This window comes from Coprococcus sp. AM11-30B (assembly GCF_027674365.1).
Classification (GTDB): domain Bacteria; phylum Bacillota; class Clostridia; order Lachnospirales; family Lachnospiraceae; genus Allocoprococcus; species Allocoprococcus comes.
The window spans coordinates 1-17197 of record NZ_JAQDVB010000014.1 but is presented as its reverse complement, the minus strand read 5'-3'; the positions used below and the strand labels follow the sequence as shown (position 1 = coordinate 17197).

The 17197-nt window shown below is 41.5% G+C and carries 21 protein-coding genes; 6 read left to right on the top strand and 15 right to left on the bottom strand.

The window, feature by feature from the left end:
• Positions 1 to 135 precede the first annotated feature (135 nt).
• Positions 136 to 2115: a sodium-translocating pyrophosphatase gene (locus tag PGU50_RS10415; protein WP_270246914.1), complete on the bottom strand. Its 1980-nt coding sequence runs from the start codon at positions 2113 to 2115 to the stop codon at positions 136 to 138.
• Between the two features lie 167 nt (positions 2116 to 2282).
• On the bottom strand, positions 2283 to 2462 hold the full coding sequence (locus tag PGU50_RS10410) for a hypothetical protein (RefSeq protein ID WP_270246913.1): 180 nt from the start codon (positions 2460 to 2462) through the stop codon (positions 2283 to 2285).
• A gap of 325 nt (positions 2463 to 2787) precedes the next feature.
• On the opposite strand from PGU50_RS10410, the gene PGU50_RS10405 reads away from it, so the two are divergent.
• The 3 genes from PGU50_RS10405 (at position 2788) to PGU50_RS10395 (ending at position 6123) form a co-directional block, all read left to right on the top strand.
• Positions 2788 to 3915: a glycerate kinase family protein gene (locus PGU50_RS10405; RefSeq protein ID WP_270246912.1), complete on the top strand. Its 1128-nt coding sequence runs from the start codon at positions 2788 to 2790 to the stop codon at positions 3913 to 3915.
• A 115-nt stretch (positions 3916 to 4030) separates the two neighbouring features.
• On the top strand, positions 4031 to 4384 hold the full coding sequence (locus PGU50_RS10400) for a DUF5300 family protein (protein WP_270246910.1): 354 nt from the start codon (positions 4031 to 4033) through the stop codon (positions 4382 to 4384).
• Positions 4385 to 5052: 668 nt separating this feature from the next.
• Positions 5053 to 6123, top strand: coding sequence for a CdaR family transcriptional regulator (locus PGU50_RS10395; RefSeq protein ID WP_330583852.1), 1071 nt, complete (start codon positions 5053 to 5055; stop codon positions 6121 to 6123).
• A 198-nt stretch (positions 6124 to 6321) separates the two neighbouring features.
• Here the strand turns inward: PGU50_RS10395 and PGU50_RS18155 are convergent, their stop codons facing one another.
• From PGU50_RS18155 to PGU50_RS10380, 3 genes are read right to left on the bottom strand one after another with little or no spacing between them, the layout of a single operon-like run.
• Entirely contained in the window at positions 6322 to 6435 is a 114-nt protein-coding gene (locus PGU50_RS18155; protein ID WP_243034366.1) for a helix-turn-helix domain-containing protein, read from the bottom strand.
• A gap of 49 nt (positions 6436 to 6484) precedes the next feature.
• Entirely contained in the window at positions 6485 to 7138 is a 654-nt protein-coding gene (locus PGU50_RS10385; RefSeq protein WP_270246908.1) for a YkgJ family cysteine cluster protein, read from the bottom strand.
• 14 nt (positions 7139 to 7152) lie between these two features.
• Complete coding sequence (locus PGU50_RS10380) at positions 7153 to 8046, bottom strand: radical SAM protein (protein ID WP_227119684.1); 894 nt, start codon at positions 8044 to 8046, stop codon at positions 7153 to 7155.
• Between the two features lie 167 nt (positions 8047 to 8213).
• On the opposite strand from PGU50_RS10380, the gene PGU50_RS10375 reads away from it, so the two are divergent.
• Positions 8214 to 8660 (top strand): GatB/YqeY domain-containing protein, encoded by a 447-nt coding sequence (locus tag PGU50_RS10375; protein ID WP_008369771.1) that lies wholly within the window; start codon positions 8214 to 8216, stop codon positions 8658 to 8660.
• Between the two features lie 44 nt (positions 8661 to 8704).
• Here PGU50_RS10375 and PGU50_RS10370 read toward each other — a convergent pair whose 3' ends face one another.
• Entirely contained in the window at positions 8705 to 9004 is a 300-nt protein-coding gene (locus tag PGU50_RS10370) for a type II toxin-antitoxin system PemK/MazF family toxin (protein ID WP_055158410.1), read from the bottom strand.
• 3 nt (positions 9005 to 9007) lie between these two features.
• A complete protein-coding gene (locus PGU50_RS10365) occupies positions 9008 to 9250 on the bottom strand; it encodes an AbrB/MazE/SpoVT family DNA-binding domain-containing protein (RefSeq protein ID WP_044998617.1) in 243 nt (80 codons plus the stop codon).
• A gap of 160 nt (positions 9251 to 9410) precedes the next feature.
• On the opposite strand from PGU50_RS10365, the gene PGU50_RS10360 reads away from it, so the two are divergent.
• Complete coding sequence (locus PGU50_RS10360) at positions 9411 to 10625, top strand: DUF4317 domain-containing protein (protein ID WP_270246906.1); 1215 nt, start codon at positions 9411 to 9413, stop codon at positions 10623 to 10625.
• Positions 10626 to 10806: 181 nt separating this feature from the next.
• Here the strand turns inward: PGU50_RS10360 and PGU50_RS10355 are convergent, their stop codons facing one another.
• From PGU50_RS10355 to PGU50_RS10335, 5 genes are all read right to left on the bottom strand, one after another.
• Positions 10807 to 11505, bottom strand: a complete 699-nt coding sequence (locus PGU50_RS10355; protein WP_270246905.1) for a site-2 protease family protein — start codon at positions 11503 to 11505, stop codon at positions 10807 to 10809.
• A gap of 140 nt (positions 11506 to 11645) precedes the next feature.
• The gene (locus PGU50_RS10350) at positions 11646 to 12350 is read right to left on the bottom strand and encodes a TVP38/TMEM64 family protein (protein ID WP_055158415.1); all 705 of its coding nucleotides are present in this window, start codon (positions 12348 to 12350) and stop codon (positions 11646 to 11648) included.
• A 12-nt stretch (positions 12351 to 12362) separates the two neighbouring features.
• On the bottom strand, positions 12363 to 13049 hold the full coding sequence (locus PGU50_RS10345) for a TVP38/TMEM64 family protein (RefSeq protein ID WP_117555980.1): 687 nt from the start codon (positions 13047 to 13049) through the stop codon (positions 12363 to 12365).
• 164 nt (positions 13050 to 13213) lie between these two features.
• The gene (locus PGU50_RS10340; RefSeq protein WP_082421164.1) at positions 13214 to 13498 is read right to left on the bottom strand and encodes an RpiB/LacA/LacB family sugar-phosphate isomerase; all 285 of its coding nucleotides are present in this window, start codon (positions 13496 to 13498) and stop codon (positions 13214 to 13216) included.
• Between the two features lie 20 nt (positions 13499 to 13518).
• Complete coding sequence (locus tag PGU50_RS10335; protein WP_215634100.1) at positions 13519 to 14307, bottom strand: SseB family protein; 789 nt, start codon at positions 14305 to 14307, stop codon at positions 13519 to 13521.
• A gap of 180 nt (positions 14308 to 14487) precedes the next feature.
• Between PGU50_RS10335 and PGU50_RS10330 the strand changes: the two genes are divergently transcribed.
• Positions 14488 to 15876 carry an MATE family efflux transporter gene (locus PGU50_RS10330; protein WP_270246904.1) on the top strand — a complete coding sequence of 463 codons (1389 nt, stop codon included), beginning with the start codon at positions 14488 to 14490 and terminating at the stop codon, positions 15874 to 15876.
• An 81-nt stretch (positions 15877 to 15957) separates the two neighbouring features.
• On the opposite strand, the gene PGU50_RS10325 is transcribed toward PGU50_RS10330, so the two are convergent.
• Genes PGU50_RS10325 through PGU50_RS10315 form a run of 3 tightly spaced genes read right to left on the bottom strand, consistent with a single transcriptional unit; the run spans position 15958 to position 17130 of the window.
• On the bottom strand, positions 15958 to 16482 hold the full coding sequence (locus PGU50_RS10325; protein ID WP_117834349.1) for a 2'-5' RNA ligase family protein: 525 nt from the start codon (positions 16480 to 16482) through the stop codon (positions 15958 to 15960).
• A 1-nt stretch (position 16483) separates the two neighbouring features.
• A complete protein-coding gene (locus tag PGU50_RS10320; RefSeq protein WP_055158424.1) occupies positions 16484 to 16777 on the bottom strand; it encodes a hypothetical protein in 294 nt (97 codons plus the stop codon).
• A gap of 47 nt (positions 16778 to 16824) precedes the next feature.
• Entirely contained in the window at positions 16825 to 17130 is a 306-nt protein-coding gene (locus PGU50_RS10315) for a hypothetical protein (protein ID WP_117555854.1), read from the bottom strand.
• Between the last annotated feature and the right edge of the window lie 67 nt (positions 17131 to 17197).

Here is a 17197-nt window from a genome sequence, read left to right as displayed (position 1 = left end):
CTATAGATTGTCTTATCGTATTTAACTATAATTTGCTCGTCTTATTTATAAATCAAATAATTCGTGCCTTTTACAAAAAAATCCCTCATCTGCGGTTTCCCGCAAATGAAGGATTTCTTTTACTTTATTCAATTCTTACAGTAATCCACCGATTGATAAGAATAACGGTGCAAATACAAGTGAAACAATTGTCATAAGTTTAATCAGGATGTTGATAGACGGTCCTGATGTATCCTTGAACGGATCACCTACTGTATCACCAACAACTGCTGCTTTGTGAGCTTCGCTTCCTTTTCCGCCATGATGTCCTGTTTCGATGTATTTCTTAGCATTATCCCATGCTCCACCAGCGTTGGACATGAAGATTGCCATAAGTACACCTGTAACAAGTGCTCCGGAAAGTAATCCACCGAGGGATTCCACACCAAGAACGATACCAACGATCAACGGTACTACGACTGCCATCACACCCGGAAGCAGCATTTCGTGAAGAGCTGCTGTGGTAGAGATTGCAACGCATGATGTATAATCCGGTTTTTCTTCACCTTTCATAATGCCCGGTTTTTCACGGAACTGGCGTCTTACTTCTTCGATCATCTTGTATGCAGCCTTTGATACAGACTCCATAGTAAATGCTGAGAAGAGGAATGTAAGCATACCACCGATAAAGATACCGATGATTACTCTGTAGTCAAGAAGGTTGATTGCTTCAAGACCAACTGCCTGTGCATAAGATACGAAAAGTGCAAGTGCGGTAAGGGCTGCTGATCCGATCGCGAATCCCTTACCCATAGCTGCAGTTGTATTTCCTACTGAGTCAAGCTTATCTGTGATTTCACGAACAGATTCATCCAATCCTGACATTTCTGCGATACCACCTGCATTGTCTGCAATCGGTCCGTATGCATCAACGGCAACTGTGATACCTGTTGTAGAAAGCATACCTACTGCTGCAAGTGCGATTCCGTAAAGTCCTGCAACTGAGTAAGATACAAAGATACCTACACAGATCAGGAGAAGCGGGATTGCTGTAGATTTCATTCCTACCGCAAGACCACTGATGATTGTAGTAGCTGCACCAGTCTCTGACTGTTCTCCGATTCCCTGAACCGGTTTGTAGTCTGCTGATGTGTAGTACTCTGTGATGTTACCGATGATCACACCAACAACCAGACCTGCGATAACGGCAATTGCCGCACTCATCTTTCCGAAGAGTACATTACTCAGTACAAGTGCTACAACAATAACTACGCTAGAAGCTGCATAGCTTCCCTTTGTGAGAGCTTTCTGTGGATTCGAATTCTCATCACCTTTCACAAAGAAGGTTCCGATGATAGAAGCAATCAGACCACATCCTGCGATCGCAAGCGGATAAAGAACTCCGGATACAGCTCCTGCTGCTGCTCCAAGAGTCAGTGCTGATACAAGTGAACCAACATAAGATTCAAAAAGATCAGCTCCCATACCTGCAACGTCACCTACGTTATCACCTACATTGTCAGCGATAACAGCCGGGTTACGCGGATCATCTTCCGGGATACCTGCTTCTACTTTACCAACAAGGTCTGCACCAACGTCTGCTGCTTTGGTGTAGATACCACCACCAACACGGGCGAAAAGTGCGATTGAAGATGCACCAAGGCTGAATCCTGAAAGCACATCTACGTTCTTTGTAACAATGTACACAAGGCTTACGCCAAGTGCTCCAAGACCTGCTACGCACATTCCCATAACGGCCCCGCCAGAAAAAGCGATTGATAATGCTTTATTCATTCCGCTTTCTTTTGCTGCGTTAGCAGTTCTTACGTTCGCTTTTGTAGCGACTGTCATACCACAGTATCCTGCAACTGTTGAGAAAAGTGCTCCAATTACAAAGCATACTGCTGTTACCCAGCTGATACCAAATCCGATCAGTACAAAAAGTACTACTACAAAAATGACCAGAATCTTGTATTCAGCCATGAGGAAAGCTCTTGCGCCCTCCGCGATTGCGCCTGCAATCTCTTTCATGCGGTCCGTACCTGCATCCTGTTTTCCTACTTTACCAGCAAGATATGCTGCAAATAATAAAGCAATAACAGCTGCACTCGGGACCAGATACATGTAATTATTCATTTCTTGTTCCTCCCTGAATTATTGTACCTCTAAAGACAATATCATAAAAAGAACAAGAATGCAAAACAATTTTTTGAATTTTCAATAAGTTTTATTTTGTTTATCTATAAATGTGGTCTTTCTCTATTTTTTTAATTTGTATCTCACCGTCCACATTCCACTTGGATTTACACAATATCAAGATATGTTTTTTCCGAGGTGCCGGAAAAGCAGCATCTAATCTGGCATATTCCTCCTCTGTCAAATGAACCTTTCCCGCCTCCAAGTTCTGCAGTACATGTTCTGCCTTTCCACTTCTTGGAATGGCAATCACATCCATTACTCAGTTTTATCTCCTTTTTATTCATGATTTCCACTCCCTGCATTTTGTTTTTCTGTTCCTTACTGTCTGTTTTTACTATCTTATGATATGAGTGTCAAAAGTAAATTTTGCCACTCACTGATGTAACCGGATTGCTTCATTGCTTATTTGTGCGAGCACAAACGCAATTGATACTTTTGACACTTACATCATATTATAGGAAATATCCCACTTTTTGCAAATGTTATAAGGGACATATTTTTATGTTTATTTATTCTTTTTATTATTTCTTATAACATTCTTTTTTTCTTCAATCCATGATACACTGGATTTATTATAAAATAAATTCAATGATAAGGAGATTAGAAATTATGAAAGTTGTAGTTGCAATTGATTCATTTAAAGGAAGTCTCACTTCGATTGAAGCCGGAATGGCTGCAAAGGAAGGAATCTTAAAAGCACACCCGGATGCGAATGTTGTCGTAAAACCACTTGCAGATGGTGGTGAAGGCACCACAGATGCCCTGATTGCAGGACTTGGTGGTGAGCGTATTGATCTTACAGTGACTGGTCCTCTTGGTACTCCGGTAAATGCACATTACGGATATCTGGCAGAAAAAAATACTGCCATCCTCGAAATGGCTGCCGCTGCCGGAATTATCCTGGTAAGAGAATCTGAAAAAAATCCACTTACTGCAACCACTTACGGTGTCGGTGAAATGATCGCAGATGCCATGGAACGCGGTATCCGCAATTTCATTATTGGAATTGGAGGAAGCGCAACAAATGATGGTGGAATTGGAATGCTTAAGGCACTTGGCTATCAATTTTCCGATGAAAATGGACAGGATATCGGCGAAGGCGGACAGGCGCTTGAACGGGTATCTTCTATTATAAAAGAAAAAGCTAACCCAATTCTCAAAGAATGCAATTTTCATATTGCCTGTGATGTAACTAATCCACTTTGCGGAAAGAACGGAGCTACCTATATTTATGGTCCGCAAAAAGGTGTCACACCGGAAATAGCAGAAGAACTGGATCAGGCAATGAATCATTATGCTTCTGTTACCTCCAAATTTCTTCATAATGATTATGCATCTGCAGAAGGTGCTGGTGCTGCAGGTGGTCTTGGCTTTGCATTTCTCAGTTATTTAAATGCTACGCTGACTCCTGGAATCGATTTGATTCTTAACGCTGTCGAACTGGAAAAAGAATTAGAAGATACAGATATCACTGTTACCGGCGAGGGACGCCTCGATCACCAGACCGCTATGGGAAAAGCTCCTGTCGGTGTGGCAAGACTTGCAAAAAAATACGGCTCCAAAGTCGTTGCTTTTGCCGGAAGCGTCACCCCGGAAGCAACAGCCTGCAATGCGGCCGGAATCGATGCATTCTTCCCGATCGTCCGTGGGATCACAACACTAGCCGAAGCAATGGATCCCGAAAATGCAAAATCAAATATGACAGCAGCTGTAGAACAGGTATTCCGTCTGTTATAGTTTTAACATTATTTACAAATTTCAGAGAGTGTTTTTGTATAGTTTTTACAGAAATACTCTCTTTTCTTTATGATTTTCTTCTTTTCCTACACTGATCATCTGTGTGGTCGCAGCCATGTTTATCGGACTAACCGTCCTTGCCTGTGGAAAAACAACCGGCACAGATCTGTCCAGTCAGCCAAAAATACTTACCATCAATAACACAACGATCTACGACCTGACAGATCTTCATTTCATCTGTAACAATGATTCTTCATCAAATGAAAAGCTGTCACTTGTGAAGACCGGTTCTTCCGAAACCGTAGAACTTCCTCGATCCAGTGTTTATTCTATCCATGTTTTCGGAAAAGTTGCAAAGGGAACATCCTTTTCTAACACATTCTCCGGAACCATTGATAACAGTTCTTCTGTTACCATTTCTCTGGATGACTCTGCAAACCTCTCAGTGATCGCAAATATTGCAGATTAAGTTTTGCCGTAAACAATCCGTCTATGTAGTTTTAAGCAATGACAAATATGCAGGCAACTTCCATAACGCAAATTGCCTACATATTATCCATAAAGGGACACTTTCCAAACTGAATTGCAAGTGCCCATTCTTCTTTCTTTTTACCGATTGCCAGTCCCAGCATCATTCTAGTTGATTCGCTCATATTTGGTTACCTCTTTACTAATCTTTCCTCTACTCGTTCATTATGTCAGCGCGCTGTCATTTATCTGACAATGCTATTGTACGAAAAAAAAGACATAAATTCTATTGACTCTTTCATCAATACCTATGTACTTTTTTTATGTATTCTTTACAATTTTTCATATACCGTAATGAAGTTTTCAAAATCATTTCATTTTCATTTCAACATGATATTTTTCTGTCAATCTATACTTTTTCAGCAATTGTTTTATTTCATATTTTGAAATCTTTCATTCATATATTGCATTTTTGTGAATCATATACATTTTCCAGTTCTTCTTTTATGCAATCTTCCCCTTGTACCTTTCGACCTTGTTCCTCTCTCCAAATAATGCTACAATTCTTAAATAAGTGGTAATGATACCGTTCTCTTTATCCTGTTAAATACTGGATAAGCATCTGCATCATTCCCGCAACTTCTTTTCCAGAATCGGAGGATGTTTAAAATGAAGTTAGACAAATCACTTGCCTTTCAGGTAGTAAACACGATCAAAGACACCTGCGGACAGGACATCAATTTTATCGATAAGCAGGGAATGATTTTTGCAAGTACCAACGCCGACCGGATTGGTACGTTTCATGCCATCGGTCACAAAGCCGCCCAGACAGAACAGACAATCGAAGTTTTTTCAGATGATGATTTTCCCGGAACACAAAAAGGGATCAATATGCCACTCTATTATCACGGCAGTTTTCTTGCAGTGATCGGAATTACCGGAGAACCGGACCAGGTCCGCCAGTACGTCCATCTTGCCGACCGGATTACCCATCTGCTGATCCGTGAAAAAGAGCTGAACCGACTGAGCCGCTCTCTGGAAGATAAAAAACACTTTGTTATCGATGCCCTGATCCGGAATGAGATTGCTGATCCGGATTATCTGGACACCTGCCTTTCAGATCTTCAGGTAAATCCAGGGACAAAGAAACGGCTTCTAATCATCCAGTCATCACCGGATGGACACAACAACTCTTCTTCCCTTGAACAGAAGATCATCGGACTTTTCGGCACGCTTGGTATTACTCTTTATACCTTTTATTATCCAAATGAATATCTTGCCGTGCTGGAAAACTCCGGCAAAGCCGCTCTCTATCAGATACTGGCTGATTTTACCGCAGACTGTGGAGCTTTGCTCTCCATTGCAGTCGGAAAGAAATGTCAGCTTTTCCAGCTTTCTCTTTCTTACCAGTCTGCACTCACTGCGCTGAAATACTGCCGGAGTTCGGAAAACGGGATTGCTTTTTTCGATGATATGACACTGGAAATTCTGCTCTCTTCCATCTCGGAGCAGGAAAAAAATGCTTATCTGCAAAAAACGATCTCTGCACTTTCTGATGAAGAAAGAAATCTGCTTCAGACTTACTTTGAAGCAAATATGTCTCTTCTCGGAACCAGCCAGAAGTTGTTTCTTCACAAAAACACAGTGCAGTACAAGTTGAATCATATTTACCAGAAATGCGGGCTGAATCCGCGTGTTTTCAAGGATGCGGTGCTTTTATATCTTGCCTTGCAGTTGTGATATTTTTAAATCCCAGACACGGATTCCTGTGCACATATCTTCCATATCCGTGTACAGTTTTGCCTATATAAGAAAATATTCTTGACAGATAAGTTTACTTACAGATTTTCGTCAAAAAACAGGACAGCCTTTCCTTCACCCTCACAACGGGTATTAAAAAGTCTGTCCTATCTTTTTTTATTCTTTATTTCTCATCAGCTATTCATCATACTTTGCTTCCACGCCATATTTCTTCATCCTCCGCCAGAGCGTCGTCGTACTGATCCCCAGCTCTTTTGCCGCAAGGTTCCGGTTTCCGTGGCACCTTTCCAGAATTTCTGACAGCTCAATACTCCCTGGCTGCCGATTATTTCAATTGTATTTAACAATATGCCTTTTTTGCCTCGTCTATTCTCCGGAAAAACTCACTGTAAAATTCTTCCGTCCGATACGGAGTAAGGTAAAATCTCTTCAGTACATCCATGCTGACCGCCTTCGCACTCTCCGGATGTGCTGCAATGTATTCCTGTAACTGAATCAGTAATCCATGCCATCTGGCAATATACGCTTCATACTTTTTCAGATCCGGTGTATCAAGCCATTTTTTGACCTTTACTTTCGCCCGATTCTTTTTCTGACATTCATGTACCTGAAGGAAATAGCGGAAACCATTTTCCTCATAATATCTTCCAAGTGGGAAAAGCCGACAGATTCCCGGACGAAATGGATGAATTCCACATCTTCCTTCCTCAGTCAGAAAACCACAGCCATCTTCCGCTCCTGCCATCTTCAGATTCGGCAAAATGATTCCGTCTACCACATTCAGTTCAATCTTTCCTGCAAGCAAAGTCTCAAAAGCCGCTCCTGTTCCCCTGCAAATCCGGACAATATCCAGCGGATCCAGCACAATCGAGCTTCCCATCCCCGTACAACAGGCGTGGCATCCCTCACAATCGCCACAGTCTGCTTTTACCAGATCATTGCTGGCATATAATTTTCCATCTGAAATTTCTTCCATTGTCACCTGTCTTTTCATATCAATCTCCTTTCCTATACTCCTTCCAGTGTAAACGGTGGAATAAAGCTCTCCTTTGCCGTATCCCCTTCCTGTATAAACGCCTGCATCACACCAAGCGAGATCGCATAGTCCACCAGTTTCTCATACGCATACTCCGGCACTTTTCGATTCAGCTCCGGATATTTTGCCGCATCCAGACTCTCAAGTGGCGTATACTGGCTCATCAGGCTCATATAAATCCGGTTTCCATAAGTTTCATGCAAATATTTCACCACTCTTTTTCCATCCGCAAGACATCCCGGCAAAAGCAGATGACGCACGATCACGCCACGCTTCATCATTCCGCGCTCATCAAATACCGGCTTCCCTGCCTGTCTTACCATCTCAGCAATAGCCGCCTTCGCAACCTCCGGATAATCCTCCGCCATCGAATATTTTTTCGCATGATCTGTATTTAAATATTTGAAATCCGGCAGGTAAATGTCCACCAGACCATCCAGCATTTTCAAGGTTTCCACTCTCTCGTAACCGCCTGTATTATAAACAACCGGCAAATACATCCCCTGCTCCTTCGCACTCTGAAGCGCCCGGATGATCTGCGGCACAAAATGCGTCGGCGTCACAAGATTGATATTATTCGCACCTTTCCCCTGAAGTTCCAGAAAGATCTCCGCCAGCCGCTCTTCTGAAATCACTTTGCCAACCTTGCTTCCCGCAATCTCATGGTTCTGACAGAACACACATCTTAAAGTACATCCCGTAAAAAAGACCGTCCCTGATCCTTCCTTTCCGGAAATACAGGGCTCCTCCCACATATGAAGCGCCGCTCTCGCCGCCCGGATCTCCCCTGTCTCTCCGCAAAAACCTGTCTTCCCATTCTCCCTGTCCGCCCCACACATCCGCGGACATAATGTACAGCCACTCATCCTATCGCGTAACCTCTCATCTATCCCTAATTCATTCCTATCAGTATACCGCACTTTTTGAAAAATAGCCACCCAAGTTTTCCTCTTCCAGAGATTGAAAATTCTTTTCCCATCTGCTACAATAAAGTGCAGACAGGCATTTTGCCTCAAGTTTGGAGGAATATACAATGAGTAAAATTGATGAAGTAAGAAGCGCTATGGTCGCAGCCATGAAAGCAAAGGATAAGGACACAAAAGAGACATTATCTGCTCTTCTTGCAGCCCTTAAGAACAAAGCCATCGACAAACGTGCCGATCTTACCGAAGAAGAAGAAGTTCAGGTTATCTTAAAAGAGATCAAACAGACAAAAGAAACTCTGGAGATGACTCCTGCTGATCGTACGGACATTATTGAAGAATGCGAGAAACGTATCGCTGTTCTTGAACAGTATGCTCCGAAGATGATGGACGAAGCTGAGATCAAAGAAGTGATCGCAGGTGTCCTTTCCGGTCTTGGAATTGATGCTCCGACACCAAAGGATAAAGGACGTATCATGAAAGAACTGATGCCGAAAGTAAAAGGAAAAGCTGACGGAAAGCTTGTGAATGATATTCTCACAGGAATGATGGCTTAATAACAGATATTATGAATGCAGGGTTCCGGATTGGTTCCCTGCATTTATATATAGTCGAATATACTCTGTATTGCGTCTGTTACATTAATTACATCTGCCATTTTTACACGATCTATTATTTTATACCCCCTGACTCTCAAGTCTAACATTTTCATTTGTTCACATTGGATATAACCTTTATTTTCATCCATTTCAACATAAATGTGAAGTGGGCTTTCTGTACTCTCTCCTAATATTGGACAGCCAATTATTTCTCCCGACTGATTAAAAAAATTTTTACTTGCAACAAATACAGGATCCTTAATTTTTTCCACTTTTAAAACATCCCCCTGCTGTATCTCCATTTTCTACCACACCTCTCTTCCTTCCGGCTTATCCCATTCATATTCTCCATCAAGATTTAACTTACCACCAAACTTTTCAGCTCTTTCTTCTAATTTTTGATGCCTGAAGGTCTTAACAAGCATAATCATACCATCCGATACTTTTACTTCCAGCATATCATTTATTTCTACATTGGCCTCTTGTAAAATATCTTTTGGAAGTCTGATTCCCTGACTATTTCCCCATGCTTTTACCTGTGTTTGCATAAAATTCACCTCCATATAATGTATATACTTAGTATATACATTGTTCTGGAAATAATCAAATATTTTTCTCTCCTAATCACACTCTTCCTCAAAATATGTTATAATTCATAAGCATCAGTCTTTTACAAAATCACAATTACCAAAAGGGGATTTACTTACTATGAATAAAAAAGAAGTTACTGAAATCAAAAAGCAGTTCACACCATCCAACTGTGCGATCACCCGTATCTGCGGATGCTATGTAGATGGTGAAAAAGAGAAAAAAACGGAGATGAAAGATGCTTTCCTTTCTCTTCCGGAAGAGGAAATGTTCAAGTATTTTGACATTTTCAGAAAGTCCTTGTCTGGTACGATCGGAAAAAATCTTCTGAATATGGAATTTCCTCTGGAGACCGAATCGGAAGGTGGTACACAGGAATTTCTTCTCAAATTAAGAAACAGCCGGCTTACTGACGACGCTCTTCTGGAAGAATTCTATAATCGCGTCATCGATTCCTATGATTATGCCGAGAACTATCTGATCCTGCTCATCCATGCAGCCTACGATATTCCGGGAAAATCAACGGACGGAAGTGAAATGTTCGATGCATCCGATGAAGTCTATGATTACATCATGTGTACCTTCTGTCCGGTCAAGCTTTCCAAGCCAGGACTCAGTTATCACGCAGAAGAAAACAGCTTCCATGAGCGTATCCGTGACTGGATCGTAGAGATGCCGGATGCCGGTTTCCTCTTCCCTGCTTTTAATGACCGCAGCACCGATATTCACAATCTGCTTTATTATTCAAAAAATGCAGAGAATCTCGGAAACGGTCTGACCGATCTGCTTCTTGGATGTGTTCCGCCACTCACCGCCGGAGATCAGAAGGATACTTTCCGTACACTAATCGAAGAAACGCTCGGTGATGACTGCGACTACGATACGGTCAAAAATATCCACGAAAACTTAAATGAAATGATTGAACAGAATTCTGAAAATCCGGAACCACTTGCCCTTGACAAAGCAGAAGTTAAATACCTCCTTGCCAAAAGCGGTGTCGAAGAAGAAAAGTTGGAAACATTCGATGAGCAGTACGATTCTGCTGCCGGAGAGCACAGTACACTCCTTGCCTCCAATATTGCAAACCTCAAAAAATTCGAGATCAAAACTCCGGACATCACCATTCAGGTAAACCCGGAATGCGCGGATCTTGTAGAAACACGTATTATCGATGGTCAGAAATGCCTGGTCATTGTCGTTGACGACCGCGTTGAGATCAACGGAATCAGTGCAAAGACTGCCGTATCCGGAGGACTTCCAAAGTCTTCCACCCCTGATGCGTCTGATGAATCCAAAAGCGATACATCCGAAAATGAAATGGATGTTCCATTCTAAATGCCTTACATATTATACGAAAGACATTTTTATTGAATGTCTTTCGTAATATTTCCTTATTTCTTTTCAGTTTTACAATGTATACAAAAAATGCAGGTAATCCTCTCGACTACCTGCATTTTCCTATACGCAATTTTCTATTTTCACTTACACCGTTTCCCGGCTCTTTTTCACCTTTCTCTTAAATCACCGTTCCTCCACCGGTCGTCACAAATCCAACTCTCAGAATTGCTTTCACAAAACTCCACATTCCATTGATTACTACAGAATTCAGCAGACTGATCGGCACATCCAGAATTCCTGTTCCAAGTAACAGAAGCAGAATCCACATACTATACGGTCGGATCTTCCAGTAAAACTCTGCTACCCTCGGAAAAATCTCAGCAAGAATATTCGATCCGTCAAGGGGCGGAATCGGAATCAGATTGAACACACCAAGTCCAATATTCAGCACTGCTCCATAATAAGTAAGCACATAAAGATAATTCAGAATCAACCCACTCGATCCATACTTATACAAAAGCCCGTGCAGAATCATACAGACAAACGCAAGCAGGAAATTCATGACTACTCCCGCTGCTGCCACAAGAATTGTATCTCTTTTTTTATTCTTATAATTCCTGGTATTGATCCTTACCGGCTTTGCCCATCCCACATGAAAGACAAGCAGACATAACGTTCCCCACACATCCAGATGCTTAAATGGATTCAAGGTCAGTCTTCCGTCATATTTTGGTGTCATATCCCCGAGTTTATATGACACATATCCATGTGCAAATTCATGCAGCGAAACAGCAAATAGTGTGGCAGGGGCAACATAAATGAGTGTCTGAAAAAACTGATACATCGCCCTGGTCAGTCCTGTATTTTGAAACAGCATAGCATCCTCCAAATTTCCTTAATAACGTCCATTATAGTACCTGATGAAATGGGATTCAAGAAAGATTGTGTAAATTTTTTCTAAAGATTGTACAGAAAAAGTCATTATCCTATCCATAGATAATGACTTTTTTATATCATTTATTTTGCTTTTTTATTCTGTCTGTCCATGTAGATCTTTCTCCCCATAAAAATCAGTGCCGACAGAGCAAACAGGATCAGCAGTCCTGTCACCAGAAGCTTCGCTCCTCCTGTCAGCATTCCTCCAACATAAGAATATACAATCGTTGCCGGAAGCTGTCCTACACCAGTTGCCACAAAAAAAGATATAAACGACATCGAAGTAAGTCCTGCTGCATAACTTACAATATCAAACGAAACAAACGGAAGCAAACGACAGATCAGAACTGTATTCTTTCCATATTTTTCAAAAAATGTATCTATCTGCTGCATTCCAGCTTTACTCGTAAGCTTTTCTGCCACATCACGTCCAAGTATTCTTGCAATGAAAAAGCATACCGCTGCTCCTGCCATCGCACTGCTCCATGACAGAATAGCTCCCTGCCACCATCCAAAAAGATTCGCATTTGCAAATGTAATCAGAAATGCCGGAAGTGGCGCTGCAATCGACTGAAAAATCATAAGCAAAAATGAAATCAATGCCGCATATGCCCCATAAGATGCTACAAAGTCTCTGACCACTGCAAAGTCTCCACTAGCAAACATCTTAAATACCTGATTCATCACATGTTTTACGGACGGAAATACATAATAACTTCCGATTGATACAATAATCAAAACGATCACTACTATTTTCCCCACCCAAATATTTTTCTTTTTTTCCATACTTTTTACTCCTTATTCCTTATTTTCTTCCAGGTCATCTTTCAGGTAACGCTTTTTCAGGATTATCCCGATTATCGTGACTACAACTGCCAGCACTACTGCTATTCCAATATAAAGCAACCTATTCTCCTTATCCGCAAGGCCTGCTGTACCAACCGTATACATCGCTGTACCAGGTAGCATAAATATCAACGAACCAATTGCATACGTACTAAAACGGATATCTGTAATACCATACGCAAAATTCTGCAGATTAAATGGAAATACCGGAACCAGACGTGTAATCATAAGAACAAATAATTCATTACAGCCAGTATCGTCAAACAACCATTTTTTCAAGATACGGTTTTTTGCAACCACTGGTCCAATACTGTCTTTCAAGAAAAAACGTCCTGCAATAAATGCAAGAACCGCCCCGATCGTTGTTGCCAGAGAACAACAAATCGTACCGATTACTGGTCCAAAGAGAAGTCCTGCCAGTATCGCAAACGTCACTCCCGGAAGCGCAAGCACCACACACCCAACAACTGTCAATACCATATACAATAGAATTGCCAGAGGAAGATTATTCTGCACTATCCGCTTCATAAATTCAAGATTTTCTGCAGTACTTATGTAAGAAGACCAGTCAAAAATATGATTCAGGATCACAATCAAAAGGATGATTCCCCCAAATATCCATAGCTTCTTGTTTTTCATCTCTTTTTCCTTTTCCCCTTTTTGAATTTTGCTATCTAATGTTATCACATTTTCCCTTCTATCTCAAATACATTTATACTATAATTGTATATCCTTATCGTGTTTTTCTATAGCAAAAAGCAGCCCTTGATGGACTGCCCTTTACGCTTTCTGAATAACTCAGATTATTTACCTTCTTTTTCGTATTCTGTAATTCTTGCCACCTTTGGCATAGAACGGGATTCCGGATCGAAAGTTACGCTTAAGTACTCTTTTACGAGGCATTTTGCGAGCTCAATTCCTGTAACCTGTGCACCAAGTGTGATAATGTTGGCATTATTACTGAGCTGTGCTCTCTGAGCCTGATATACATTGTTAACCAGTGCTGCATAAGCTCCCGGAACTTTGTTGGCAGCAATGCTTACCCCGATACCTGTTCCGCAGATCAGGATTCCTCTTGCAATTTTCATTTTTTCTTTTTTATTTTCGATTATTCTTGTGTTTTATTTTCGTTTTCTTTCGTTTTCGCCGGTTTTCTGTTTATCTGCAACTGCAGGTTCACCCCAAACGGATTGACTGCAACGCCAAATGCTTCCGGTGAAAGAATTTCCGGAATCTTACTTCCTTCTACAACAGCGGTTTTCAATGTCACACCCTTGTTCAGGTTCTGGAATTTCTTAACTTCCTGCACATCCGTAAAGATTGGCTGATACACTTTCCCATCTTTCTGTTTCAAAATCGGAATTCCTTTGTCCTCCTGAACAGTCACAATATAACGCCCCTCCTGATAATGGGCAAGCATTTCTTCGTTCAGTTCTTTTAACTCATCCGTCATCTCCGGTTTATCCGGCTTTCTCATCTGTTGCATAAAATACGCTGCAGTCAGCACCAGTTCCGGATTCTCTACACGTATTTTTCCTTCTGGCAGTTCTTCATCCTTCGGTCTCGTGATCAATTCGTCAAGCTGCACAGTAATCTGTCCGTCCAACCCTTTGTCCACCAGAATACAGTTGACTCCCATCGGAAACAACCCGGTAAAAAATGACAGGCGGGAATTTTCATCCACCTTGACAAGCTGCATTGGATTTCCCTCCTTCTGAAGCTTCATAGCCTCTTCTTTCGCTTCCGCTTCTGTGTAGTAAAGAAGGATCTCATCATCAAATGTCTCCGGGTCGCAGACCACATATGGCATTCTTGTACAGGATGACATCAGTACATAAATTGCCTCTGTAGTACGCAGTTTATTTAAAGTTTCGATTTTCTGATTTGTATTACTCATTCTAGTATATCCCTTTCCTATTTCTCCATATAACAAGAATTATACCCGTCTGTCCGAAAGAAGTCAATTTATACTCCCTTATTCCACTTGATTATCTTCGTATTTTCCTATATCATATGTGTTTAGTGGCTGTTTTTACAATATTTTTACTCTTTTATCAGAACAGAAAGGAATGAGAAAATGAATCAGGAAAATACATCTGCACCTGCAGAAAACAAAATGGGTACCATGCCCATCGGAAAACTATTATTTAATATGTCTCTGCCTATGATGATTTCTATGCTGGTACAGGCTTTGTACAACATCGTAGACAGTATTTTTGTCGCTAAATTATCGGAAAATGCACTGACCGCCGTTTCACTTGCCTTTCCACTCCAGACACTGCTTATTGCAGTTGGAACCGGAACCGGTGTCGGCATGAATGCACTCCTTTCCAAATCACTTGGAGAGAAAAATTTCAAAAAAGCAAATGCAACTGCAAGCAACGCTGCCGTTTTATATTTTTTCAGCTATCTCGTATTTTTCATTCTTGGCTTTACGATCGTCCGTCCTTTTTACGCAAGTCAGATTGGAAATGCTGACCAGGAGATTATGAAACTCGGAATTGAGTACTTAAGCACCGTCATAATTTTTTCTTTCGGGCTGCTTGCACAGGTCTTCTTTGAGCGTCTTCTTACTTCAACCGGAAGAACCATCTTCAGTATGACTTCCCAGCTGACAGGGGCAATCACTAACATCATTCTTGATCCAATCCTGATCTTCGGACTTCTCGGAGCTCCAAAAATGGGTGTGACCGGAGCTGCTGTTGCAACCGTGATCGGACAATGCGTTGCCGCACTTGTCGCCGGATTTTGTAACCACCGGTACAATCATGATGTGAAACTGAAGTTTCATGGGTTCAGACTCGATTTCCATATTATCGGCACCATTTATGCAGTTGGAATTCCAACGATTATTATGCAGTCCATCGGATCGGTTATGACTTACTGCATGAACCGCATCCTGATCGAGTTTTCATCAACCGCAACTGCTGTATTCGGCGTTTACTTTAAGCTACAGAGTTTCTTCTTCATGCCGGTATTCGGTCTCAACAATGGGATTACTCCGATCATTGCCTACAATTATGGTGCCGGTCAGAGAAAACGTATGCTCAAGACGATCAAGCTCAGTATGCTGGTTGCCTTCTGCCTCACCTTCATCGGATTCCTCTGCTTTGAAGGAATCCCACAGATACTTTTAGGTATGTTCAATGCATCGGACGAGATGCTCACCATCGGAGTTCCTGCCCTGCGGATCATCGGAATCCACTATCTGATCGCATGGTTCTGTATTGTATCAGGAACAGTATTTCAGGCTCTTGGAAAAGCATTTTTCAGTATGATCGTCTCCATTATGCGTCAGTTATTTGTACTGATTCCTGCCGCATATATCCTTGCAAAGCTTGGCGGTCTTCATGTAGTGTGGTGGTCCTTCCCGATTGCGGAGGTCATTTCACTTATGGTATCCTCCTTCTTCCTGGTACGGATCAACCGGACGATCATTTCCAGGGTTCCAGAGGGAAAACTTTAGTAGAACTGTGCTCGGATAGTTCCTCTGATAGCGAAAAAGAAGATTTTCACGTGTCGATTCAGATCCGCGAAAATCTTCTTTTTATTTTAACTTTATCTTACATAAATCCCTGTATGGATTCGTCCTCGCAAGCCCAATCTCAACCGCTTCACCTGTAAACGGTGCAAACTGGTTCTGCATCACAACAAATGCCTCCCGCATTTCCGCCTGGTTCAGTCTTTTTCCCAGTGTTGTATGCGGGAACCAGGAAAACGGCTGGTATCTGATCTGGATCCGTACCTCCTCCAGATATCTGATCTTTGAGAAAACAGACTCTGACAGCTTTTGAAGATATGCATTTAAAACCGGTGACAAATAAATTGTATGTGGCAGAAACATCCCTACCGAGCACCAGAAAATCTGTCCTTTTTCAAATTCCTGTTCCATTGCCGTAAAGCCGGCGATTGCTTTCTCTTCTTCTGCCATATCAAATGCCGACAAGGTAATATGTGGCGGAACCTTTCCGTCAATCATCGCCATATTGCCCGTTCTTTGCGCAATCTGTTCCATATATAACTGGATCTTCTTGTTTGTCCCTTCGTCAAAATAAAGTGATATCAGGTACATACTATCCTTTTAGCCCAGCTGACTGCCGGATCATATCTTCCACTACGATATCGTAAATCTCGCCAATACTATTACAATATTCCAGAATCTTCCATGGCTCGTTTGTATGGAAATGAATTTTGATCAGATCTTCATCTCCTACCGCGATCAGACAGTTTCCTTCAAAATGTTCGGATATATATTCTGCAATCTCATCTTCATCCAGATCTTCATCTCTTCTGTCAATCAAAAGCTGCGTATCATAACGGTATGCAAACTGATCCTCTTCTACGTCTATACTGTGTACATTTCCCATCTGTTTGTTCCTCCTTACTCAAAGTTCAAGAACAGTATAGCATATTTTTATTTGTTATCAAATGTAATATTTCTGACCATATTCCGGTTGATCAGCTGTATTCCCTTTTTCCCTGCATCCACTTTGATCCACTGGGAATCAGCTTCCATAAGTGTTCCTTTAATTGCACCTACTTCGTTAAAAAGACTTACTGTACAACTTTTTCCCATATACTGATCTAACATTGAACCTTCCATAATCCGCTCTTCCTTTCCATTGCTTAAAATCGTAATTACATTCTGTCTCTGCTGCATGGCCTGCATCATTGTCATCATATTCAGATTATTGATTGCAACCATTGTTGCAATGTCCATACCGATCCACCGTTACTGAAAACTTATAAAAAGTTACAAACTTCTATGTTTCATTCCTACTTCAACG

Coding starts and splice junctions, on each gene's coding strand:
- PGU50_RS10415 (WP_270246914.1), bottom strand. CDS start 2,115: ATGAATAATTACATGTATCTGGTCCCGAGTGCAGCTGTTATTGCTTTA.
- PGU50_RS10410 (WP_270246913.1), bottom strand. CDS start 2,462: ATGAATAAAAAGGAGATAAAACTGAGTAATGGATGTGATTGCCATTCC.
- PGU50_RS10405 (WP_270246912.1), top strand. CDS start 2,788: ATGAAAGTTGTAGTTGCAATTGATTCATTTAAAGGAAGTCTCACTTCG.
- PGU50_RS10400 (WP_270246910.1), top strand. CDS start 4,031: ATGTTTATCGGACTAACCGTCCTTGCCTGTGGAAAAACAACCGGCACA.
- PGU50_RS10395 (WP_330583852.1), top strand. CDS start 5,053: ATGAAGTTAGACAAATCACTTGCCTTTCAGGTAGTAAACACGATCAAA.
- PGU50_RS10385 (WP_270246908.1), bottom strand. CDS start 7,138: ATGAAAAGACAGGTGACAATGGAAGAAATTTCAGATGGAAAATTATAT.
- PGU50_RS10380 (WP_227119684.1), bottom strand. CDS start 8,046: ATGAGTGGCTGTACATTATGTCCGCGGATGTGTGGGGCGGACAGGGAG.
- PGU50_RS10375 (WP_008369771.1), top strand. CDS start 8,214: ATGAGTAAAATTGATGAAGTAAGAAGCGCTATGGTCGCAGCCATGAAA.
- PGU50_RS10370 (WP_055158410.1), bottom strand. CDS start 9,004: ATGGAGATACAGCAGGGGGATGTTTTAAAAGTGGAAAAAATTAAGGAT.
- PGU50_RS10365 (WP_044998617.1), bottom strand. CDS start 9,250: ATGCAAACACAGGTAAAAGCATGGGGAAATAGTCAGGGAATCAGACTT.
- PGU50_RS10360 (WP_270246906.1), top strand. CDS start 9,411: ATGAATAAAAAAGAAGTTACTGAAATCAAAAAGCAGTTCACACCATCC.
- PGU50_RS10355 (WP_270246905.1), bottom strand. CDS start 11,505: ATGCTGTTTCAAAATACAGGACTGACCAGGGCGATGTATCAGTTTTTT.
- PGU50_RS10350 (WP_055158415.1), bottom strand. CDS start 12,350: ATGGAAAAAAAGAAAAATATTTGGGTGGGGAAAATAGTAGTGATCGTT.
- PGU50_RS10345 (WP_117555980.1), bottom strand. CDS start 13,049: ATGAAAAACAAGAAGCTATGGATATTTGGGGGAATCATCCTTTTGATT.
- PGU50_RS10340 (WP_082421164.1), bottom strand. CDS start 13,498: ATGAAAATTGCAAGAGGAATCCTGATCTGCGGAACAGGTATCGGGGTA.
- PGU50_RS10335 (WP_215634100.1), bottom strand. CDS start 14,307: ATGAGTAATACAAATCAGAAAATCGAAACTTTAAATAAACTGCGTACT.
- PGU50_RS10330 (WP_270246904.1), top strand. CDS start 14,488: ATGAATCAGGAAAATACATCTGCACCTGCAGAAAACAAAATGGGTACC.
- PGU50_RS10325 (WP_117834349.1), bottom strand. CDS start 16,482: ATGTACCTGATATCACTTTATTTTGACGAAGGGACAAACAAGAAGATC.
- PGU50_RS10320 (WP_055158424.1), bottom strand. CDS start 16,777: ATGGGAAATGTACACAGTATAGACGTAGAAGAGGATCAGTTTGCATAC.
- PGU50_RS10315 (WP_117555854.1), bottom strand. CDS start 17,130: ATGGACATTGCAACAATGGTTGCAATCAATAATCTGAATATGATGACA.